Here is a 21361-nt window from a genome sequence, read left to right on the forward strand (position 1 = left end):
AACAGTTGCTGGAAGGTGGAGGATACGCGATGAAAATAATAGAGATATCCCGTCCGCTTATGGCAGGTATGCCAACCTGGCCAGGGGACACTCCCTTTCACTATGTCGTAAACTGGCCCAAAGCGGAGAGTGGCTCAGTCAATGTCGGCAAAGTAACCATGAGTATTCACACAGGTACCCATGTGGATGCTCCGTTCCATTTCGATGACGATGGCCGAAAAATAGCTGAATTGCCTTTGGACTTGTATATTGGAGAGGCAAGAGTGGTAGAGCTTACGGGACGTTCCAGCATTGGCCCAGAAGATTTTGCCCAGGTAGATCTGGACGGGGTGGAACGCTTGCTGCTCAAAACCTTATCATGGAGCGACCCCAATCAGTTTCCGTCAACCATCTGTCATCTGCGAGCGGACTTACCAGCGTTCCTCGCCCAAAAAGGCATTCGGCTGATTGGAGTAGATGTCCCGTCTGTCGATCCATTGGACAGCAAGGAACTGGCTGCTCATCATGGGCTTCATCAGCATGACATTCATATTTTGGAGGGGCTTCTGCTCGATCATGTCGAACCGGGTGATTATGAACTGATCGCACTGCCGCTGCTTTTGATGGAAGCAGATGGGAGTCCGGTACGTGCAATCTTGCGTCGTTCGTGAGGCTGCATATTGATAAAGCAGTGATTTTCTCGAATAATAATAGGGTAACTACAAAAACCATCATCACGGCGTACGTATGAAGGGAATGAAAAAGTAGATGGAAGCGATGACCTTTGTCCTTTTTGGCGCAACAGGAGATTTAGCAAAACGCAAAATTTTCCCTGCGCTCTTTAACTTATATGTAGATCAAAAGTTGCCTGCTGCCTTTTCGATTATCGGTGTAGGGAGAAGGGCCTGGTCTGGTGACGAATTTCAGGAATCTGTTCGCCAGTCTGTCCATGAGTTTTCCCGTCGAGCTCAGATTGCTTCCCACGAACTAGACGCTTTCTTGTCTGCTTGTCGCTATGCGGAAGTAGATGTCATGGAACCGCGTGCTTATGAAACGTTACATGATCTGGTCCTCCAAAGAGAGCAAGAGCTGCAGATTCCGCAAAACCGGATGTTTTACTTGTCAGTAGCCCCGCAATATTTCGAGGGAATTGCAACCAATGTTAAGGCCAGTGGACTGGGTTCAACGACAGGCTGGAAGCGTCTGATCATTGAAAAACCGTTTGGACATGATTTGCAATCTGCCGAAGAATTGAATGAAAAGCTGGGGAAAGCATTTTTGGAAGAAGAAATATATCGCATTGACCATTACTTGGGAAAACCGATGGTTCAAAACCTTGAGGCTCTCGAATTTGCGAATCCGGTCTTCCAGGCTCTTTGGAACAACCAGTACATCGCCAACGTGCAAATTACGGCGAATGAAACGGTCGGCGTCGAGGATCGGGCTGGATATTACGAGCCAGCCGGAGCACTGCGTGACATGCTCCAAAATCACATGCTGCAAATGCTCATGATTATCGCCATGCAGCTTCCGAAGCGAATCACTTCCGCCCATATCCGCGAAGAAAAGCGCAAGGTGATGGCCGCCGTGCGTCCGATGAAGAAAGAAGAAGTCCGCACCCACGTGATTCGCGGTCAGTATAGCGCAGGACATATTCAAGGAACACCTGTGGCTGGCTACAGGGACGAGCCTGGTGTCGATCCAGTTTCGATGACAGAAACGTATATTGCCAGTCGTGTCTGGATTGATGACCCGTTTTGGCAAGGGGTACCTTTTTATATTCGTACGGGAAAAAGACTGCAAGAGAAATCAACCAGGATCGTCATTGAGTTCAAAAATCCGCATGAAAAGCTATATCAGGAACAAAATGAAACGACATCGCCAAATTTGTTGATCATTAGCGTGAATCCGAACGAAGGTATTGCCTTGCAGGTAAATAGTAAGAATCCGACAAATAGCGGTAAGATTGAGCCGGTGACGGTAGATTTCAGTGCAGGGACAAAAGACGTGCCGGAAGCGTACGAGCTGCTCTTGTTCGATGCACTCCGAGGGGATTCCACCTACTTTGCGCATTGGGATGAGGTCCGGCTGTCGTGGGAGTGGGTGACACCGATTTTGGAAGCCTTCGCTGAGAATTTGGTGCCGCTCTTTACGTACGAAGCTGGCTCATTCGGACCGAAGGCCGCAGAGCAATTGCTGGCTGCGGACGGATTCGTGTGGTGGCTGGATAAGGTCGAAGAACGAGTGCCGGTCACTGCAACGAGATAGACCAAAAGAAAAGGGAGCGGATGAGATGCGATTTGGCGTAATCGGAACGAACTGGATCACCGAGGAATTTATCCAGGCTGGTCAAGAAGTAGAAGGATTTTCTCTTCAGGCTGTTTATTCACGTACCATCGAACGCGCCAAGGAATTCGCTGACAAGTACCGTGCACCATTCGCCTATAACAGCCTAGAAGAAATGGCTGCAAGCAAAAATATGGACGCGGTCTATATCGCGAGCCCCAACTCCTGCCACGCGGAACAAGCGATCCAGTGCATGGACGCGGGGCTACACGTATTGTGTGAAAAGCCACTGGCTTCCAATGCGATTGAGGTAGAAGAAATGATCGAAGCAGCGAAAAGAAATGACGTGCTGCTCATGGAGGCTGTCAAATCTACGCTGTTGCCCAATTTTTTTGCGATACAAGACAACCTGCACAAGCTGGGAAAAGTACGACGCTATATTGCTAGCAATTGCCAATATTCTTCGCGCTATGACGCCTATCGCGAAGGGAAGGTTTTACGTGCTTTTGATCCTGCTTTTTCAAACGGAGCCTTGATGGACATCGGAATCTATTGTCTTTATCCGTTACTCATCCTTTTTGGCAGACCAGACGACATCAAGGCAGAAGGAATTGTGCTTGATTCTGGAGTGGACGGGGAAGGCAGCATTCTTTTGAAGTATCGAGAGATGGATGCAATCATTAGCTTTTCGAAAATTACGACCTCCTATCAGCCAGCAGAAATCCAAGGGGAGGACGCCACGATGGTGATCGATCGAATCAACCATCTCAAAGAAGTGGACATTCGTTATAGAGACGGACGAATCGAGCAAGTGACAAGGCCGCAGACCCCGAAGACCATGCATTATGAAATTAGGGAGTTCCTACACTTGGCAAGGATAGGGGCAAGACAATCTGCAACGAATTCGCATGATGTCTCCAAAACGACCATGCAGGTCATGGATGAAGTAAGAAGACAGATGGGAATCGTTTTTCCTGCGGATCATAAAAAACGGTAAGTAAAGGGGAGGGCATTTGGGATGAAAATGTATGATGTAACCGCCAACGTGTACGAAGGAATGACGGTGTATAAAAACAAGCAGGAAAAGCAGCCGAAAATACGTACCGCTACCAATGGCTATGTAACAGAATCGAGAATCGATATGGATCTTCATTCTGGTACCCATGTAGATGCTCCCCTGCACATGGTGAATGCTGGCGATACATTTGAGAGTATTTCATTGGAGAAGCTAGTGGGCAGTTGCAAGGTTCTCGATCTCACAGCGGTAGAGGACAGGATCACTCGCTCCGACTTGGAGAGCTTCGATCTTGAGCGAGGAGATTTTGTCCTATTTAAAACGAAAAACTCTTTTGAAGAGGCGTTCTCTTTTGAATTCATCTTTCTGTCAGAGGAAGGTGCAGAATATGTAAGTGAGCTGGGGGTACGGGGCATTGGTACCGATGCACTTGGAATCGAACGCAGTCAGGAAGGGCACCCCACCCATAAAAAACTGTTTGCAGCGGGCGTCATTGTCGTGGAAGGCTTGCGGCTAGCGGAGGTCCCCCCAGGCGATTATTTTTTGGTAGCTGCACCACTCAAGCTGATCGGCACGGATGCAGCCCCGGCAAGGGTCCTATTGTTTGAAGGATTACATAACGAATAATGGAGACATCATTTGTCTATCCAAAATGAAGGGGAGGGAAATACATGCTCAGACGACCAGAGCGCGATGAATACGCCGCTTATTTTGACTATTATATTGGGCTTGTACCGGAGGGGGAGCCGCTAACGATCCTTACGCAACAAGGAGAGAGGCAAGTCGCGCTATTTTCGTCACTTGCGCCTGAGCAAATTGATTATCGGTATGCACCAGGCAAATGGACGGTAAAAGAGGTTTTGGGTCATCTCGTCGATACAGAACGCATCATGAGCTATCGCTTACTGAGAATCGCGAGAGGAGACCAGACACCCCTCATCGGTTTTGATGAGAATACTTTTGTCGAACACGGGTGTTTTCGGCTAAGAAACCTCTCTGATTTATTGGAAGAGTATAAGGCTGTACGTGCTTCGACCATCGCGCAAGTCCGAGGAATCTCTCCAGAAGCGTGGTTGCGTACAGGAATTGCCAACGGAAACAAGCTATCTGCAAGGACGTTGGCTTATGTGATTGCAGGACATGAAGCTCACCACAGTACCATTTTGAGAGAGCGGTATTTAGGGTAGGTCTCGTATGGAAAGGATACAGACAATCGATTATGCATCGCCACTCGGCGTCTTGGAAATCAGTGGGACAGAAGACGGGGTATGTTCTATCCTATTCACAGATCGGGACGAACCCATTTTGCTTGAACAAGAAGACAATTGCCACGAGCCTCTCCTCGTTTGCCAGCAACAGCTGGACGAATATTTTTCCGGCAAGAGACAGTCCTTTTCTGTTCCCCTGTGGATGAAAGGGACAGACTTTCAGAAATCAGTCTGGCACACATTGACCACTATTCCCTATGCGCACAAGATTACGTATACGGAGCTAGCCGCGTTGATTGGGAAGGAAAATGCGGTGAGGGCTGTCGGGAATGCCAACGGAAAAAATCGGCTGAACATCATTGTGCCATGCCATAGAATTATTGGATCAAACGGGAGTCTAACAGGCTATTCGGGTGGCTTGTGGCGAAAGGAATGGCTACTGACCCACGAACAATGTTCGCAAAACAAGGAAGAATAAGGTAAAATTTGAGGAGAGTAGTGAGAAAAGACAATTTCATAGGTGGAAACAGGTTCCTTCGGGCGTAACAATTCGCCACAAGGATAATAGGGAAGCTCGGTGCAAATCCGACACGGTCCCGCCACTGTAAGAGGGGAGTCAGCGTCCAACAAGCCACTGGTCTATCAAAATAGACGGGGAAGGCGACGCTAGACGATGAACCCATAGTCAGGAGACCTGCCTGTTTCGACAACACTGATAGACCTACGGGAGATAGGGAGGTGTTAGAGATGGCTTGCGAAAAACAGCGCGTGGACAAGTGCGTCCCTCTTTTTCTGGCATTTTCTAACGATCGTCACGGTCGAGCGGAAAATGTTCTTTTTATTTTGGGCAGGATAAAAGAAGAGGAGGGCGTGCGATGATTCAACTTTTCATTTGCCAATGGTGCGGATATGTCGAGGAAAAAGAGCTACCTGAGGAAGGCCAGGAGGGTGTGTTTCATTGCACTTGCTGCAGTATGGAAGAGGTAGAGAGCCTGTTCACTCCCAACTGAAAGCCTTGCCAAATCAGCTTACAATCAGAAAAGAAAGAATTTTGTTGACGCTTGCCTTGGAATTTCTTAGAATAAAGCTCAACAGCATAAATGGTTCTTATCCAGAGAGGTGGAGGGTCTGGCCCTATGAAGCCCGGCAACCGTTGCATATTGCGACAAGGTGCCAATTCCTGCGAGACGTTTCGTCTCGAAAGATAAGAAGCGGGTTACTCTATTAGTAGATGAACCTTCTTCTTAGCGAAGAAGGTTTTTTTAATTTCATATTTTCTTTATCCAGAGAGGTGGAGGGACTGGCCCGATGAAGCCCGGCAACCGTCACGTATATTTTGTGACAAGGTGCCAATTCCTGCAGGACATATACGTCCTGGGAGATAAGGAGGGGGAGCATTAGCTGCTAACAAGCCTTCTTCTTATCGAAGATGGCTTTTCTTTTTATCTAAAATTCGGGGTATGGGGTGGTCAGGATGAGTGCAGAAGTGGTACGCGTGGGATTATTGGGATTGGGAACAGTCGGTGGAGGCGTAATCAAAACGATCCGTTCGCAACAGGAGAAGCTGGCTTCTCGTCTGGGAAAACGAATTGAGATCGTCAAGGCCTTGGTGCGTGACTCGGAAAAAGAGCGGGCGGTTCACGTCGACCCGGCTTTACTGACAACTGACTTTGAGGATGTATTGAGAAGCGATGTGGATATCGTAGTGGAGGTCATGGGCGGTGTAGAACCTACCTATGACTACGTCCGTGCTTTGATCGAAAAGGGCTGCCATGTAGTAACTGCCAACAAAGAGCTACTGGCGAAAAAAGGAACGGAGCTAGTCGATTTGGCAAATCAGCATCAAGTTCATCTGGCCTATGAAGCGAGTGTGGCAGGGGGCATCCCGATCTTGAGCGTGCTCCGGCAGTTCCTTCGCACGAACGATATCCAAGGTGTTCGCGGTATTCTCAACGGAACAACGAACTTCATTTTGACGAAGATGGAGGCAGAACAACTCTCTTATCAGGAGGTGCTCAAGCAAGCGCATGAGTTGGGCTATGCGGAAGCAGACCCTCGTTCGGATGTAGAAGGCTTTGACGCTATGTACAAGTTGTACATCCTGGCACAGCTTGTTTATGGAGAATCGCTGCCGCTAGCAGATGTTGTTCGTAAAGGGATTTCAGATTTATCAGCGGGTCACATTCGGATTGCGAGTGAGCTGGGGTACCGGATCAAGCTCATCGCGCAGGCCTATCAAGCTGAACAAGGAATTCGCCTATCTGTTGAACCAACCATGCTTCCGCTGAGTCATCCGTTGGCGCAAATCCACGACGCGTTTAATGCTGTGCAGCTATCGGGCAACATCGTGGGAGATTTGTTGTTTACAGGAAGAGGGGCAGGAGAGCTCCCTACAGCAAGTGCAGTCGTAGAGGATTTGGCCTATTTATTGACACAGCCATTCACACCGCATCCTACTTGGAAAGAAAAAACGGCTGACAAAGCAGGAGTCACGGTGGACTCGGAGGAACGCGTCCTGTGTTATCTAGAGGGCTCATGTCATACTGCTACGCCAGATCGTGTCTTGCATTTCCTTCAGCAGGCAGGAGTCAACGTGCATAAACTAAAAGTCCAATTCGACTTGGGGGGCGTATTGCGTGCAGGTCTGATCGTGACAGGAATCAGTAAAGAGCACGAGTCCCTATTGAAAAATGATTTTGGCTTAGAAGTGCGCTGCTTCCCCATTATCGAGTCTGCGTAAGTAAGAGGAAAAATAAGAAGAAAAGCCGTATTTCTAGTTACCTGGAAACACGGCTTCTTTTGTCAGGGGGCAGTCTCCACCACTTTTGCGCGCGGCTGTACACGCCCGTCACTTTGTATGTCGACACTCTCAGAAATGGATTCAATACGTTTTAGCAGGGCAGCGCCGTTGCTTTCATTCATGGGTACAGCTTGTCCCAATTCTGCGTGAAACGGAAGCATCGTCAGCTCACAATCACCGCTTTTCGTACAGTTTGCTTGCAGAACCATCGTTTCCCAAGTCTTGGGTTCGCTTGATCGTGTGAAAATGAAATTGCCTAGACTATACGCAATCCATTTGTCGTTGTATCGTTCAAAGCCTTGAAGTACGTGTGGATGACCGCCGACAATCAAATCTGCACCAGCATCGATGTAGGCACGAGACAACTCTTCTTGATGATCGACAGGATAATCGGAGCGTTCCTTGCCCCAGTGTGCAATCACCACGACGAGATCCGCTTGGTTGTTCGCATCTTGGATCGCTTTCACTGCTAGCGTAGGATCATAGGAAGCGGCCATACCTGGCTGGGAATCCCCTGCAAACCAGCTTGTTTCGGGAATGACCCTGCTGAAGCCGAGAATCGCGATCTTGATGCCGTTCTTTTCTATGAATACAGGGGAATAGGCACGTTTGGCATCCTTTCCGGCGCCGACGTATTCAATCTGGTTCTTGTCCAAAGCGTCAAAAGTATCGAGCAATCCCGGAACTCCTTGATCCATGGAGTGATTATTGGCGAGATTCACCACATCAATCCCTGCGTTTTTCATGGCAGGAACAGCAAGTGGCGACGACTTGTAGACATACGCCTTGTTCTGTGCGGCAACACCTGTGGCGGTGATCGGCGTCTCCAAATTGGCAATCGTGATATCATCTTGCAAAAAGAGTGAGCTTACATGCTTGAATGGGTAGTCATAGCTGTTTGCGAGTAAGGTTTTCTCTACATTCCCTGACATCATGATGTCACCGACAAAGGTGAGCTGCACAGAGGTCTTTTGGTTCACAGTATTGTCAGGAGCAGGCTGCTCGTTCGGGTTGGCATGTTTTCCATCCATGGCAGTTTGGAATAAGTAGTAGGTTCCGACGACGAAGATGGCCAATACGCTAAATAGGAGCGTGTTCTTTCCAACACGTACCCATGTTTTACGTGATTTCTTGCGCCGAGCTTTTACCCGGCTTGATCTGGTCTCGTTCATTTTTCCCCCTTGTCCTTCTATCCTTACATAAATGAATTTTGATATCCTATAAGTATTACGAAAAGAGGCGAAAAAAGGTGCGATTAACTTTTGATCATTTGGTTCATTTTGTACAGCGAACTCCACAGGAAGCATCGGAACAATTTTGCCAAGCGGGTTTTCATGCGGTAGCTGGAGGGCGTCACGCGTCTTGGGGGACATGGAATAGCCTTAGTTATTTCGGGCTTTCTTATGTTGAATTTTTGGCGGTTGAACACAAGGAGCTTGCTCGACAATCAGATAATCCGCTCGTACGTCAATGTATCGAGGATGAAGCGAAGGGAGAAGGATTTGGTCAAATTGCGCTTCGGACCAACGAGATGGATGCGTGGGCAGAGCGCCTGCGAGGCCAAGGTTTGCAGGTTACTGGACCAGTTGCGGGAAGTCGTACGCGTGATGATGGCACGACGCTTCGGTGGCGGATGCTGTTCCTCGAAGATGCAGATAGTGCTCTTCTACCGCCATTTCTCATTGAATGGTCGCAAACGGATGAGGAGAGAATAGAAGATTTGACAAATCGTGGCATCATTGGCGCACATCCGAACGGTGCAGCGCATCTCCAGTCAGTAGGCTATGCAGTAAACGATCTGGATGAAGCAACAGCACGTTGGCAAAGCTGGTTTGGATGGAAGAAGAGCGAAAAATTTCACGATAAAGAACTGGGGGCAATCTGCCAAGCATTTGAACTTCCGGGTGGAAATGTAGTGCTTTGCCAACCGACCGAAGAGGGATTGGCGCAGACTGCATGGAAAAATCGCGGGCAACGACCGTTTTTTGCGAGGCTGGAAGGAGCAAGCAAGAATAGCGAGTATAAGATTGATGGAGGATCTTACTTTCTAGCAGCGCTGGAATAGTCGTTTAGAAGAGAGCCTCTGCAAACGGATTGAGTTGTGTTTACGAGAAGAAGAGCATCCGTTTTATGTAGCGTTTTGAGAAAAAAACCACCTCGCACTGGAGGTGGTTTTTTTACTAGGTGCCAAACGTCTTTTTAGTTAATTTCCGGTACATCACCAGCATCGCGATACGCCAAGGTACGAGCATACCGAATGCGAGCAAGAAGAACAGCCCACCCGTCTGAATCGGTGTAAAGCTATCATTGATCATCAGTTTAATAATCAGTCGGATGACCAACAGTCCAGACAAAATGAAGAAAAACGCACGGGACCGTTTCAAATACACATCTTGCCCAATGATTTCGAAGCGTGACGTCATAATCAACGGAATCGAAAAGATAAGCCCAACCACAAAGGCTGCAATATCAAACTTGGGCGGTAATTGCGCCTCCGGGAACAAAAACATTGCAAACCCTGTCGCCATAAAGAAAGGTGGCAAAATAATGCTTTTTGCAGAAGCCGGCTTTTTTTGCCGACGCATTCTCACAAAGATCACTGCAATAGCCATCACGAGAGGCAGCAGGATTCCCAAAACGGGAGAGGAAAGTATCTGCATGGAAAAACGCCTCCATAAGGTTCAACATACTTTCACTAGTGTACACCAAAGCATGGTCAGTGGGAAAGCGTTTGTCATGTCCGTTACATTCCGATTCTAGGCAGCTGCTTCATCGTGGGAGCGTACATCCAGCTTATGCTTTTTACTGTAGAAGAAAGTCAATAAGCCAAAGAGCACTGTCACCGAGCCGATGAAGAGGAGGTAGCCGCTAATGCCGAGAAGGTCCAGCCCAACTCCTGTAATCGCGAGAGCCAACAAGAAGAATCCACGATCCAGCATGCTTTTAAAAGAAAAGAATCGCCCTTGCTGGTGTGGAGGTAGACGCTTCTGGAAAATCGTTGCGGTGACCGGGAAGAAGAAAGCAACGACAAAGCCGAACATGGAGAAAGAAGCGAGCACCATGAATTTGTTATCGGCGAATGACATGCCAAACTGGGACAGCGCGAAGAAAAAGAGCATGATGGTGGACGCTGCCACGAGGTTTCTGCTGCCAATCCAACGTTTTGCCAAGAGTCCCCCAATCAAAATGCTGATTCCTTCTGCTGCATAGATCCATCCCATGAGCTGAGGTTCCTGTTGTAGCTCGCTAAAGTTCAAGATCATCAGGTTCAGACCGCCAAGGAACAAGGTGATCAACCCGTTATTAATCAAGCCGACAAACAAGGCCGGGTCCTGTCGCGAGATCGTCAGTACTTCGCGAAACTCTACTTTTTCCTGAATTTTCCGAGAAGTCACTTGCGGAATGCGGAGAAAGAGTGTGATGACAGCGAGTACAGCGTACGCGATGATGGAGCACACATACAGCATGGACAGGTCCATGGAGGCAACGAGTATACCGCCGATTGCTGTTCCTCCAATGCGCGAGAGGGTAGAGATATTCAGATATGCGCTGTTCGCCTTGAGTAACTCGTCCTGGGAAAGGATGGCTGGCAAGGAAGCCTGCACGGTCGGAAAATAAAATGCAGCAGAGCATTGCATCACGATCAAAGATACGATCATCCACAGAAGAGAATCGTTTGCAAGAGCCGGGAACATGAAGACGGGGCTGAGTGTTCGGACCAGGCTGGCAAACAGCATGATCTTGCCTTTGTCGTACATGTCAATTACCACACCCGCTTTAGGGGCGAGGAGGATGCTTACCACCAACCCACACATCAGAATCAAGCCCTTCACCGTATCAGAAGGAACGAGTTTCTGCATGAACGCAAGATTGGCAATAATCGAAATCCACATGCCCGCTCCCGCGACGATCTCTCCGCTCATTAAAAGCAGAAAGGTACGATTACGCCATAACATGAGAGCCACTCCAAACATTTGTTAGATAGGTAAAAATTTGAACCGATCCATTCATTTGATAAAAAGCGATTTCTCAAGTATAGCATTCATGCAAACGCTTGTATATTTATTGTCTTTGTGGGTATTCTTCGTATTCATAACGGACAAACTAACACAATACTGCGGCCATTACGCCCAAAAGGAGCTATTCGTAAATGGCGCGAAAACGAACGTTGCTACTGTTGATCGTGTATGGATTTGCTGCGACACTCACGATCTTTTACGGATTGGTGGAAAAGCATAGCGTCATTGTCACGTTCTTTTCTTTTCATGTGCTCGTTTGCATCTGTATCCCCGTCATTCACGGATGGTGGGAAGGAGATTTGCGAAGGCACTGGCGTTTAGCGTGGGGAAGTTTTGAATGGCAGGGTACTTTATACGGACTGGCATTTGGCGCTCTTATGTTGACAGGAGTGCTGGCTGGGCTTTGGTTGCTCCTGCAGGAACCGGGAAGACCTGAAGCCGTTCGAACAGGTATGGAGACATGGGGGATTGAACGCCGCTGGATTTGGGGTTTTTCGTTCTACCTCGTTTTCATTAACTCGCTGCTGGAAGAGTTGTTCTGGCGAGGCTTCGTATTGCAGCGGTTGCGCGCATCCTTATCCCGCTTGATGTCCATTTTTCTTTCCAGCTTTTTTTATTCCTTATATCACCTGATTATCTCTTCGATCCTCTTTGGTTTTCGAAACGGCTTGTTCATTACGTCGATGGTTTTTGGAGCAGGGCTGATTTGGGGATGGATGAAAGGAATGTTTCCTTCGATTTACCCAAACTGGATTAGTCATTTGTTCGCGGATTTGGGTCTCGCACTAGCTGTGGTTCTCTGGATTTATTGACCGGATAGGAGGGCGAAACGGATGCTGGCGATTCATGAAGAAACGAGACTGCGCAAGCGATTGCTCAGTATACTTCGGCAAAACAGTGAAGCATTTCAACTCTACTATGACACGTATGGTTATACCCCGATTGAGCCGTTGCTGGACTATCTTCATACGCTGAAAGGGTGCTCATACATAGCTAGGCAAGATCTTCATCAAGTCGTGGAATTCGATCCGGAGCGGAGTATCGAATGGGACGGTGGAGCACTCATTCGAGCTACTTACGGATTTTTGCCCACGATTGCAAAAAGCAAGCTCATCGAGATGGTACCACCTGACGTTCTTTATTACGGGACACATCGAAAGTTATTGAAACAAGCACTCACTGGCGGCCTGTTGCCGATTGCCAGTGAGTATGTGCAGCTTGCGGAAAGACCGGAGCATATTGGAGAACCGACAGACACATTGCGCCTCGTCACTGTGAATGCAAAGGGGGCCCATGAAGCCGGCATTTGCTTTTACCGAGTGGGTGAGCGCTATTGTTTGAGCGATGCTGTCCCGGCCAGTTATTTGCAGCTGTACGCAGACTAGTTTGACTCGTTGTTTCGACGTGCTTCGCGCATTTGCAGCTGGTGCTTGCGTTCTGCCAAAACATCGCTTCGATCCCTCAAGGTATGCTTATTCAGCAAGTAGGCGTCTTGCATATCGCTATCCCGATGTTCAGGGTGATTTTGCATCGTACAAGCCTCCTGATACGCCTGTTTCAAAGCATCGGACATGGGCAGGGACAGGCTTCGATAGGGCTGACCATTTTGGATTTCCGTCAGGCGCTCTTCAAGCAGGTTAGCCAGACTGTCACTATCCAACCCAAGCTTTTGGATGTCAAGCTGATGCTTTTTGACAAGGGATATGGCGCTTGTGAGCATTTTGATTGCACCTGACTGATTCCCGCGTCTCTGGTGATACAGAGCGACGGAGATTTGAATCAAACCAACCCACACTGGCTGTCGCTCATGTGGAGGAGCGCTTTTCCAATACTCCTCGAGAATCTCATGACACTCAAAATAATCGCGTTCTACATGAAATTGGATCAAATAATCCAGATACGGTTGCGGATACATGGTGATCTTCACCTCACTGCTTGGTTTTCAAGGGATCGTTTATGTACTATTATAAAGCATAGAGAGTAGAAAATGAGGTGTAAAACCATTTATGACAAGAGATGAACTCGTAGCCGTATTGGAAAAAAAGCGAATGACCGAAATCATAGAACTGATCGAGGATGCTGAACAGGGAGAACTGGAAGAGCTCGAGCTCGTGGAAAGCCTGGGATTGCTCATGGATCAGGAGTTGAACAAAGAAGTCCTTTCGTTATTGGAGAGCCTGGGTGTCACCATTATTTACTTGAGTGGCGATGAAGAAGACGAAGAGGAAGAAGACGACGAAGACGACGAAAAGTAGTAAAAAAGAGAACCAACCTTGTGCATGGTGCCAGGTTGGTTTTTGTATTCCTTACTTTTGCGTCCATACGCGATTTTTATTTCGTGTAGCGGGGAACTTTTCCCCTCTGGAAAGCTCGATGATCATCGGGTTCTGCACACTTGCACCAGACTCACCAATCTCCATGTATACGGCATTTTTCGGAGACTTTTCTCCTTCACGAAAACGGCTGTGTTCTCCCACGAAGGCACCTTCTTCCTAAGGAATTGTCATCTGAATTAGTATGACCCGGTACACTGGCTTCATGCTTTCCCTTCTATTGACGATAGATTTTGAATTCCTTTACGATCATTTCAATTACTTTTGGAGAGGTGAATACATGCTACCTTTGACCTTGAAAAAGGAATCCAATATATCTTATCACGAGCAATTATATCAACAATTTTCATCCTCGATTCGAAGCGGTGAGCTTCCTTCCCAAGAGCAGCTGCCAACGGTAAGGGAGTTGGCGGCACAGTTGAAAGTCAATTACAACACCGTTCGCAGCGTGTATTTGCGTCTCCAGCAAGAAGGGATGGTTGATTGTCGGCAAGGGAGGGGGACGATTGTAACCAATAGTGCAAGTGACACGCTCTTGTCACGTAACCCGATCCATCTTGCTTTACTCGCCAAAGAAACCATTCATAAAGTAAAAGCAATGGGCTATACCATGGATGAATTCTCGCGCGTTCTGTCCTCTGTTTTGCAAGAAATCAATCAGTTTCCGGTTCTTTTTTTGCGGTTCACAGAGCTGGAGGTCACTGAATATATGCGTTTGGTACAGTACCATCTTCCGAGTGTGATGGTTGAAGGGAGAACCGTCGAGGATTTTTCCCAGCAGGTAGAATGCGATGCAAATTTTTTGCAGCAATACAAAGCCATCGTTATCCCACCTTCCGTTAACCTGAAACTCCCGAAGGATGCGCCTCCGATCGTTAGCCTTGATTTTATCCCGGACCCGACGACGGTGATCCCTGCCATGGAGGCCTACCCACGAAATACGAAAATCGGATTGATCTGTGCGACCATACGAGGTGGTGCGGGTATGATCAATGATCTCTACAATGCAGGCATTACGCACTTGGATATTCGGACGATAGAAGCGAACCATGCAGAAGTGTTTGATTTGATTGCATCCTGTGACGTCGTGTATATTTCCAAGCCTGGCTATATGGTGAAACCACATTTGCTTACGCTGCCAAAAGTAAAGGAATTTCAAGAAATTCCTGACCACCACGGTATTAATGAACTGCGCAAACTCGTTACCCATTGACCACTCCTACTACTGAATAGCCTACGAGACATCCGCTGATTTTGACTAGTGTATAGACTGATGTCCATGCCGATATGCCTTCACCTACATACCTTGTAGATGTAACGAACAGGAAGGGGTGAGGTTAATGAGTTGCGGATGCAGAAGATCTCGTCGCAGATGCTTTAAATGCTGCGAAAAGAAAGTGTACAGAAAGCATTGCTTCTACAAGCCACACTACAAAACCCATTGTAAACCATACGGTCGTAGTTGGGGACACGGACATTGTGGAGGTGGAGGCCACTTTGGTGGTTGGGGCCACTTTGGCGGCGGCTATGATGGTTACGGCTCCTCTCATGGTGGCGGGTACGGCGGCGGTTACGGTGGCGGGTACGGTGGAAGTCACGAGAGCAAGTATTAATAGAGAAAGGCGCCGTGGTGGCGCTTTTTTCGTTTTTTCGCAAGTTTTGCGCAATTTGTCGTACAATAGAGGAAAAGGATTAATGGAGGTATGGATATGCAATTCCTGAATGGGAAAGAAGAACGAATGTGGGCGATGATCGTGCATCTATCTGCCTTCCTTGGTTTTATCGTTCCGTTCGGCAATGTACTAGGACCTTTAATCGTATGGTTGATCAAGCGTGAAGAGGGAGCCTTTTTTTATCAGCATGGAAAAGAGGCCCTGAATTTTAGCATCTCGGTAACGATTTATGCGGCCATTTCAAGCTTGTTGATCATCATTTTTATCGGCGCACTATTATTAGGAGCCCTCTTTATTTTTTGGGCGATTTTCGTTATTATCGCTGCGGTGAAAGCGAATGAGGGAAAAGAATTCCGTTACCCGCTGACTCTCCGGTTTATTAAATAACCATTCTTAGAAAAGTCGTTCCACTTGGGACGGCTTTTTATATTTGTTTGAATTTTCTATTTAAAAAGAGGGTGAACAGTCGTTCATCTCGAATTACAAAAGAGTGTAGTCGGTGAAGGGGGAGTCAAATCATGTTGACGGGAGTGACGATAGTTGATTTTTCTCGCCATCTTCCAGGTCCGATTTGTACAATGCGCCTGGCTGATTTGGGGGCAGAGGTCATCGAGGTGGAACCGTTTCACGTCAAAACTCACTCACCGTTAATCAGGCCTTCTCATCCTGAAGCTAGAGAGACGGGAGCGTTTTACCTGCGTTCACATCGCAATCATAAAAGTATTTCATTGAATTTGCGGACGAATGAGGGAAAAGCGCTCGCGTTTGCTCTGGCCAGACAGGCTGATGTCGTGGTGGAGAGCTATCGACCAGGTGTGATGCGTCATTTGGGACTGGATTACGATCGCCTGTTCGAGATGCACCCTGCTGTCATTTATTGTTCCGTGACGGGCTATGGCCAAAGCGGCGAGCTATACCAAATAGGGGGGCATGACTTGAATGTCCAGGCAGTAAGCGGATTTCTCTCACTGGTTCGCGATCTGGAAGGCAAGCCAGTCGTTGCAGATATTCCGCTTTCTGATTATGCGCTCGGGTTGTATGCCAGTGAGCAAATATGCGCGGCGCTTGTTCAACGTGCGCGGACAGGACGAGGAGCATATTTGGATGTTTCGTCGGCTGACTTGTTTAGTTCTTGGACAGGCCTTCATGCACTGTTTATGTCATACAACTCCTCGATTGGACGGGAGACCGGGAGAGGGAGTTTGCTGGCGTATCAGGTGTATGAGACAGCAGACGGCCAGTATGTCGCACTTGCTGCGTTGGAAGAAAAGTTCTGGCTCAATTTTTGCCGCGCGGTAGGAAGAGCAGACTGGGAGCTATGCCACCGAGCTAGCGTTTCTCTGCATCCAGAGGTGTTTGACGATATGAAAGCACTGTTTCTGTCCAGAACCCAAGCCGAGTGGAGTGAACTGGGCAGTGAAGTGGATTGCTGTCTGACCGCCGTTGAAGATTGGGAAAACTGGGTAGATAATTCATACGTTGCGAACAGGGAGATAGCGTATACGCTGCCTTATTTTGAAAAAAAGTCGCCCGATCATGAGGAGAGTCTCGCGCATCGTTACAGGGCGGAGCGGTTGTCACCCCCGTGGCACACCGATTACACGTACGAGCTGCTCAAACGCAAGCTGAACCTCACAGCGGAGGATTTGAGCAGGCTGCAAAGGCAGGGGATTATTCCTGCCGCTTCTTTATAGGAAAGGGTGAGAAAAATGATGGAACAGGATCATCATACGCAACTGATCGTAACAAAAGTTGATGGAATCTGCACGATTACGCTCAACAGGCCACACGTCCTCAATGCGATGACGCTTGAAATGTTTTCCCTTTTGCAGGACGCGATCTCAAAAGCTTCAGCAGATGAGGAGGTCGATGTGCTTATTTTGCGGGGAGCGGGGGGGAACTTTTGCTCCGGTGCTGATTTGGGCGTGTTGACTGCGCTGACGGATAAGAGTGACGCTGATCAATCATTGACGATCATTAATGATTTCATCACCAACTTGCATCAAATGCCAAAGCCTGTGATTGCAGTCATCGAGGGAGTAGCCGTCGGAGCGGGACTCAATCTCGCGTTGCATGCTGATTTTGTCATTGCGACGGAAGACGCCCTGTTGCAGGAGCCTTTTGTCCAGATTGGTCTGACAACGGATTTTGGCGGGACATACCTTATGCCAAGGCTTGTTGGTACGGCGTGGGCGAAGCGTCTCGCACTGCTGGGAGAAAAGATTACAGGGAAAAAAGCGGAGGAAATCGGCTTGATCTATCGAGCGGTAGAAGCCAATCAAGTCGAAAGTGAGGTTGAAAAATTGGTTGCTGCGGTACGGCGCCTGCCGAAGCAAGCGTATGCCGTCACAAAAGAAGGGTTGGGACGCTGCCAGGCAAACGGCCTAGAATATGCACTGGCCTGGGAAAAGCAACAGCAGCCGTCCCTGATCGCACGTCCTGAATTTCAGATGCTCGTACAAGCGAAGCTGAAGCGGACGTAGCGCTGATTTATTTTGGCAGTGGGATGTTTAGTTCATGAATGCGCTGTCCTGTCGCTGCACTTTCCTCGAACAAAGAGAGCGCAGGTGATTTTGCGCTCGGGTCCAGCTTGAGATCGATAGAAAAGCTCCCCCACTCGGGGGCACCCGTGCTTGCTGTCACAAAGCTATTGGCCAATGTCTTGTCTCCGTCTGTCACGACGAATCGTACGTTGGCTTCGTTCACGCGTGCTTCACCCTTAATCGCATATTGTCCTTCGCCTGTTTTGGTGATCGTAATATTCCGAAACGATTCATTCTCGTATTGCCCCTTGTCTTCGCCAACAGGATGAGAATGTGTGCTAGCTGCTGTGGGCGGAATGAAGCTGGGGAATGATACAGCAGTCAGGCTCATGGCGAGTAAGCAGGTTGTAAGCATATTTGTTCGAAATTGCATGTTTTTCCTTCCTTTCATTCGTCTTCCTCTCTAGGTTGGCGAAATTGGAATAGAACTATTCTCGGGATTGTATGACAACTCCGTGAAAATGGATGAGATAAAAGTCCAAAGGGAACTTTATCCGTTGAGCAAAGGGCCATTCTGTGATAAAGTAGGGACATCAAGATCCTGCGATGTTCGATAGGCCGTAAATGTTTCTAACCTTATACGTGTTTTTTGGGAGACGGAAACTGTGATGGATGTCAGGCCCACCTCCTTCTGGGATGCATGGGAAGGCTGAAGTGCAGAAGGGTCGCCCACCTGTGTGAGCGCAGGTTATAGAAACATGAGGTCAACGGCAGAGCGGGGACTTGGCCGTTTATGAATGCAATGAATTGCCGATAGCACAAAAAACCACTTGGAATCTGCTTCCAGGTGGTTTTTGTTTTTCTATACGTTGATTAATGGGTGGTTTTGTTTTGTTTGCCCGAGCCGTGGCCCTGGCCCTGCCCTTGTTTTTGGGAGCCTTGGTCTTGATCCCCATGATCGACAATGGTCAGGTCCTTTTCAAGTGTTTGGGAGTCTTGGGCGTCTTGAAGAATTTGATACATTTGCAGGAAGTTTGCTTTTTGTCCCTCAGGAATTCCTTTAATGCGAACGGTTAGTTCTTGCGGGCCGCCGCCATTTTGCTGTTGCCCACCTTGGCTGTTCCCTTGACCGCTGTTTTCATTGGAACTCGGCTGCTCATCAAGAAAGCTGAGAAACATCGAGTCGCTGTCTTGGTCTTGTTGGTTGTTTTGTCCGCTGTTTTGCGATTGCTGTCCTTGTCCTTGTCCGTTTCCGCCTTGCTGCTCAAACAGCACGTTGAATTCGTTAAGATCGGTCTGGATGATACCAATGACGTTCATCCTGATCCTCCTCCCAAAATAGAAATGATGCCTCAGCCCGGATGTTTGGAATGATGGACACCGTGCCGTTGCAGGTATCCATGGAAAAAGTATTCGACCACCGTAATGGCAAATGCCGTCAACAATAAACCAGATAAGGATATGGTCTGACCAAACAAGTAACAGCCAAGCCACAAGGAGGCAAACACGAACAAGAAATCAGCGGAGCTCGCAAACGTATTGTTCGTACGCGGGAGGATTGTCAAATCAAGTACATACCCCAGTAAACTGACAATCACGCTTGCGAGCACTGCAAACATAAGGGACGTCCCCGACCACCAAAGCCCTGGAATGGCAATGATTCCGTTAAACAAGAGCTTGAGAACGATGTTCAACGAGCGAACACCACCTTTCATACCCTTAGTATGAACTTAGGTAGTCGCACTATTCGTAGAAGAGGTGTTTGATTTCAAACGGCGGATCAGTGCTTCATCTGGTGTCACATACAGCGTTCGTTGCTGCTCGTAGATCACATAGCCAGGCTTGGCCCCGCTCGGTTTTTTTACGTGTTTGATGAGCGTGTAGTCTACGGGAATTTGACTTCCTTCTTTGGCACGACTGAAATAAGCCGCCAGATTCGCTGCCTCAAGCAACGTTTCATCTGAAAATTCCCGAGCGCGAATGACGACATGGGAGCCAGGGATATCCTTGGTGTGTAGCCATGTTTCTTGCGACGATGCGAGCTTGTTGGTCAAGTATTCATTTTGTTTATTGTTTTTACCGACCAAAATTTCAATACCGTCCGAAGAAAGGTACGTATCCAGCTCTGGTCTGGTCTCTTTTTTCTTGCGCGGACCGCGTTTTTTACGATCTCGCATGTAGCTTTGCTCAACGAGCTCCTCGCGAATTTCTTCTGCATCTTTTAAGGTGGCATGTTCCAGTTGAACCAATACGCCGTCCAAATACAAGAGTTCAGCATGCGCTTGCTCAATCTGCTCACTCACGATGGAAAGGCTGTTTTTGGCCTTGTTATACCGCTTGTAATACGACTGTAAATTTTCCGAAGGGGTCTTCAACGGATCGAGCGGAATCGTGATGGTACCTCCCGCTTCATCATACCAGTTGACTGTGACGAGCTCGCGATCCCCTCGCTTCATTTGGTGCATATTGGCGGTGATCAATTCACCGTACAGGCGGAACTGATCTGCTTCATGCGCATCTTGCAATGTTTGTTCGAGCTTCTCGATTTTCTTTTCATTTTTATTGCGCTCAGAAGTGACAAAACGAATTAAATCGTGCGCACGCTGCTTGACAGTGTCACGGAGCGCCTTTCCTTCGTAAAATGCCTGAAAGCATTCTTGAATGGAAGGATAGGGGGTGGTAACCCCGTTTGAGAGATGAGTTAGCTCGACGACGTGAAAATACGCTTTGCCGTTTGCCTCTACAATGGATGGAACATACTCATGAGCGTTGATTGCCTTCATCACCTGTGAAAAGGCAGCCCACAGTGTTTCACGATTCGCAAGGCCGGCTCTGTGCAAAATTTCTTTTGCCAATAACGGACTGATCCCGGTATAGCCTTCTACGATTTGCTTGTCCAAACGACCGCCGTTCCAGTCGAGGGAAGAAATAAACGCTTGCTCGGTTACAGTAAGAGGGTCGCGCTTATCTTGGCTCGGAGGAGAAACATAAGGTCTGCCAGGCGTAACTTGTCTATACCGGCTAATGGCGAGCGTCACATGCATGGCGCTATCCAAAATCATTCCGGTTGCAGGATCGATGAGGATGATGTTACTGTGCTTGCCCATGATCTCGACAATAATTCGGCGGACAGCCGTGTCACCCAGCTCGTCCCGCGTGCGTACGTCGATGTGAATGATTCGCTCCATCCCGATTTGCTGGACAGATTCAATTACGCCGCCCTCACAATGCTTGCGCAATAGCATGCAAAACATCGGAGCTTCCAGCGGATTCGTGAATTCTTCTGTCGTGATATGAAGTCTCGGATAAGTCGGGTTTGCAGACAGGAGGAACTTTACCGTTTCTCCTTGTGTCCGTACTTGCATAACAATATCGCTATGGTGGGGCTGGTGGATCTTCGAGATGCGTCCTCCTACCAGTTTATGTAATTCCCGCGTAACGGAGCGGGTTACTACGCCATCAAATGCCACAAAAGTCACCTCAGATCAAAAAAATGGCTAGAATAATAGATAGAGAGCTGCCAGTCACAGTGTAGCATAAGTCAGGGCAAGGAGGAATCTCATCG

General features: G+C 48.2%; 26 protein-coding genes, 1 other RNA gene and 3 riboswitches. Of the genes, 18 read left to right on the top strand and 9 right to left on the bottom strand.

Annotated elements, in window-relative coordinates; genetic code table 11:
* The first annotated feature begins 29 nt into the window (after positions 1 to 29).
* The 8 genes from kynB (at position 30) to POF51_RS06840 (ending at position 7228) form a co-directional block, all read left to right on the top strand.
* Complete coding sequence (gene kynB, locus POF51_RS06805) at positions 30 to 650, top strand: arylformamidase (protein WP_069849530.1); 621 nt, start codon at positions 30 to 32, stop codon at positions 648 to 650.
* 97 nt (positions 651 to 747) lie between these two features.
* Complete coding sequence (gene zwf, locus POF51_RS06810) at positions 748 to 2247, top strand: glucose-6-phosphate dehydrogenase (RefSeq protein ID WP_069849528.1); 1500 nt, start codon at positions 748 to 750, stop codon at positions 2245 to 2247.
* 25 nt (positions 2248 to 2272) lie between these two features.
* A complete protein-coding gene (locus POF51_RS06815; protein WP_069849526.1) occupies positions 2273 to 3262 on the top strand; it encodes a Gfo/Idh/MocA family protein in 990 nt (329 codons plus the stop codon).
* A 21-nt stretch (positions 3263 to 3283) separates the two neighbouring features.
* Positions 3284 to 3907 carry a cyclase family protein gene (locus POF51_RS06820; protein WP_069849524.1) on the top strand — a complete coding sequence of 208 codons (624 nt, stop codon included), beginning with the start codon at positions 3284 to 3286 and terminating at the stop codon, positions 3905 to 3907.
* Positions 3908 to 3951: 44 nt separating this feature from the next.
* Complete coding sequence (locus POF51_RS06825; protein WP_069849522.1) at positions 3952 to 4467, top strand: DinB family protein; 516 nt, start codon at positions 3952 to 3954, stop codon at positions 4465 to 4467.
* 7 nt (positions 4468 to 4474) lie between these two features.
* Positions 4475 to 4966: a methylated-DNA--[protein]-cysteine S-methyltransferase gene (locus POF51_RS06830; RefSeq protein WP_069849520.1), complete on the top strand. Its 492-nt coding sequence runs from the start codon at positions 4475 to 4477 to the stop codon at positions 4964 to 4966.
* Positions 4967 to 4999: 33 nt separating this feature from the next.
* A riboswitch (cobalamin riboswitch) is annotated at positions 5000 to 5204 on the top strand.
* 159 nt (positions 5205 to 5363) lie between these two features.
* Complete coding sequence (locus POF51_RS06835) at positions 5364 to 5498, top strand: hypothetical protein (RefSeq protein WP_017249489.1); 135 nt, start codon at positions 5364 to 5366, stop codon at positions 5496 to 5498.
* Between the two features lie 94 nt (positions 5499 to 5592).
* Positions 5593 to 5699: riboswitch (SAM riboswitch) on the top strand.
* Between the two features lie 65 nt (positions 5700 to 5764).
* A riboswitch (SAM riboswitch) is annotated at positions 5765 to 5876 on the top strand.
* A gap of 86 nt (positions 5877 to 5962) precedes the next feature.
* Positions 5963 to 7228 (top strand): homoserine dehydrogenase, encoded by a 1266-nt coding sequence (locus tag POF51_RS06840; RefSeq protein WP_069849518.1) that lies wholly within the window; start codon positions 5963 to 5965, stop codon positions 7226 to 7228.
* Positions 7229 to 7290: 62 nt separating this feature from the next.
* Here POF51_RS06840 and POF51_RS06845 read toward each other — a convergent pair whose 3' ends face one another.
* Complete coding sequence (locus tag POF51_RS06845) at positions 7291 to 8460, bottom strand: CapA family protein (RefSeq protein WP_069849516.1); 1170 nt, start codon at positions 8458 to 8460, stop codon at positions 7291 to 7293.
* Positions 8461 to 8537: 77 nt separating this feature from the next.
* On the opposite strand from POF51_RS06845, the gene POF51_RS06850 reads away from it, so the two are divergent.
* Positions 8538 to 9353: a VOC family protein gene (locus POF51_RS06850; RefSeq protein ID WP_069849514.1), complete on the top strand. Its 816-nt coding sequence runs from the start codon at positions 8538 to 8540 to the stop codon at positions 9351 to 9353.
* Between the two features lie 115 nt (positions 9354 to 9468).
* On the opposite strand, the gene POF51_RS06855 is transcribed toward POF51_RS06850, so the two are convergent.
* Both POF51_RS06855 and POF51_RS06860 read right to left on the bottom strand, forming a co-directional pair.
* A complete protein-coding gene (locus POF51_RS06855; protein ID WP_069849512.1) occupies positions 9469 to 9948 on the bottom strand; it encodes a CcdC family protein in 480 nt (159 codons plus the stop codon).
* 96 nt (positions 9949 to 10044) lie between these two features.
* Positions 10045 to 11244: an MFS transporter gene (locus POF51_RS06860; protein WP_069849510.1), complete on the bottom strand. Its 1200-nt coding sequence runs from the start codon at positions 11242 to 11244 to the stop codon at positions 10045 to 10047.
* Positions 11245 to 11438: 194 nt separating this feature from the next.
* Here POF51_RS06860 and POF51_RS06865 point away from each other — a divergent pair, with 194 nt between their 5' ends.
* Positions 11439 to 12119 (top strand): CPBP family intramembrane glutamic endopeptidase, encoded by a 681-nt coding sequence (locus POF51_RS06865; RefSeq protein ID WP_069849508.1) that lies wholly within the window; start codon positions 11439 to 11441, stop codon positions 12117 to 12119.
* 21 nt (positions 12120 to 12140) lie between these two features.
* Positions 12141 to 12692: an RNA 2'-phosphotransferase gene (locus POF51_RS06870; protein ID WP_069849506.1), complete on the top strand. Its 552-nt coding sequence runs from the start codon at positions 12141 to 12143 to the stop codon at positions 12690 to 12692.
* Here the strand turns inward: POF51_RS06870 and POF51_RS06875 are convergent.
* The gene (locus POF51_RS06875; RefSeq protein ID WP_069849503.1) at positions 12689 to 13222 is read right to left on the bottom strand and encodes a DUF309 domain-containing protein; all 534 of its coding nucleotides are present in this window, start codon (positions 13220 to 13222) and stop codon (positions 12689 to 12691) included. The genes POF51_RS06870 and POF51_RS06875 overlap by 4 nt on opposite strands.
* Before the next feature lie 91 nt (positions 13223 to 13313).
* Here POF51_RS06875 and POF51_RS06880 point away from each other — a divergent pair, with 91 nt between their 5' ends.
* Positions 13314 to 13562 carry a hypothetical protein gene (locus POF51_RS06880; RefSeq protein ID WP_069849501.1) on the top strand — a complete coding sequence of 83 codons (249 nt, stop codon included), beginning with the start codon at positions 13314 to 13316 and terminating at the stop codon, positions 13560 to 13562.
* A gap of 51 nt (positions 13563 to 13613) precedes the next feature.
* On the opposite strand, the gene POF51_RS06885 is transcribed toward POF51_RS06880, so the two are convergent.
* Positions 13614 to 13784 carry a YjzC family protein gene (locus POF51_RS06885; RefSeq protein ID WP_017249478.1) on the bottom strand — a complete coding sequence of 57 codons (171 nt, stop codon included), beginning with the start codon at positions 13782 to 13784 and terminating at the stop codon, positions 13614 to 13616.
* A 136-nt stretch (positions 13785 to 13920) separates the two neighbouring features.
* Between POF51_RS06885 and POF51_RS06890 the strand changes: the two genes are divergently transcribed.
* From POF51_RS06890 to POF51_RS06910, 5 genes are all read left to right on the top strand, one after another.
* Positions 13921 to 14853 (top strand): GntR family transcriptional regulator, encoded by a 933-nt coding sequence (locus tag POF51_RS06890; RefSeq protein ID WP_069849499.1) that lies wholly within the window; start codon positions 13921 to 13923, stop codon positions 14851 to 14853.
* A 287-nt stretch (positions 14854 to 15140) separates the two neighbouring features.
* Complete coding sequence (locus tag POF51_RS06895) at positions 15141 to 15362, top strand: hypothetical protein (protein WP_170831607.1); 222 nt, start codon at positions 15141 to 15143, stop codon at positions 15360 to 15362.
* Positions 15350 to 15700, top strand: a complete 351-nt coding sequence (locus POF51_RS06900) for a DUF4870 domain-containing protein (protein ID WP_017249475.1) — start codon at positions 15350 to 15352, stop codon at positions 15698 to 15700. The genes POF51_RS06895 and POF51_RS06900 overlap by 13 nt, the downstream gene beginning before the upstream one ends.
* 131 nt (positions 15701 to 15831) lie before the next feature.
* Positions 15832 to 17007: a CaiB/BaiF CoA transferase family protein gene (locus POF51_RS06905; protein ID WP_271754598.1), complete on the top strand. Its 1176-nt coding sequence runs from the start codon at positions 15832 to 15834 to the stop codon at positions 17005 to 17007.
* An 18-nt stretch (positions 17008 to 17025) separates the two neighbouring features.
* Positions 17026 to 17796, top strand: a complete 771-nt coding sequence (locus tag POF51_RS06910; protein ID WP_026043158.1) for an enoyl-CoA hydratase/isomerase family protein — start codon at positions 17026 to 17028, stop codon at positions 17794 to 17796.
* Between the two features lie 7 nt (positions 17797 to 17803).
* Here POF51_RS06910 and POF51_RS06915 read toward each other — a convergent pair whose 3' ends face one another.
* Positions 17804 to 18229, bottom strand: a complete 426-nt coding sequence (locus POF51_RS06915; protein ID WP_069849710.1) for a Gmad2 immunoglobulin-like domain-containing protein — start codon at positions 18227 to 18229, stop codon at positions 17804 to 17806.
* A gap of 162 nt (positions 18230 to 18391) precedes the next feature.
* Here POF51_RS06915 and ssrS point away from each other — a divergent pair.
* A non-coding RNA gene (gene ssrS / locus POF51_RS06920) (6S RNA) lies at positions 18392 to 18582 on the top strand.
* An 87-nt stretch (positions 18583 to 18669) separates the two neighbouring features.
* On the opposite strand, the gene POF51_RS06925 is transcribed toward ssrS, so the two are convergent.
* Genes POF51_RS06925 through POF51_RS06935 form a run of 3 tightly spaced genes read right to left on the bottom strand, consistent with a single transcriptional unit; the run spans position 18670 to position 21266 of the window.
* Complete coding sequence (locus tag POF51_RS06925; RefSeq protein WP_017249471.1) at positions 18670 to 19116, bottom strand: hypothetical protein; 447 nt, start codon at positions 19114 to 19116, stop codon at positions 18670 to 18672.
* A 32-nt stretch (positions 19117 to 19148) separates the two neighbouring features.
* Positions 19149 to 19490: a DUF2512 family protein gene (locus POF51_RS06930; RefSeq protein WP_007728396.1), complete on the bottom strand. Its 342-nt coding sequence runs from the start codon at positions 19488 to 19490 to the stop codon at positions 19149 to 19151.
* A gap of 36 nt (positions 19491 to 19526) precedes the next feature.
* The gene (locus POF51_RS06935) at positions 19527 to 21266 is read right to left on the bottom strand and encodes an Rqc2 family fibronectin-binding protein (protein ID WP_271754604.1); all 1740 of its coding nucleotides are present in this window, start codon (positions 21264 to 21266) and stop codon (positions 19527 to 19529) included.
* Positions 21267 to 21361 lie beyond the last annotated feature (95 nt).

Origin of the sequence: Brevibacillus sp. AG, assembly GCF_028369215.1 — a bacterium.
Lineage (GTDB): Bacteria > Bacillota > Bacilli > Brevibacillales > Brevibacillaceae > Brevibacillus > Brevibacillus porteri.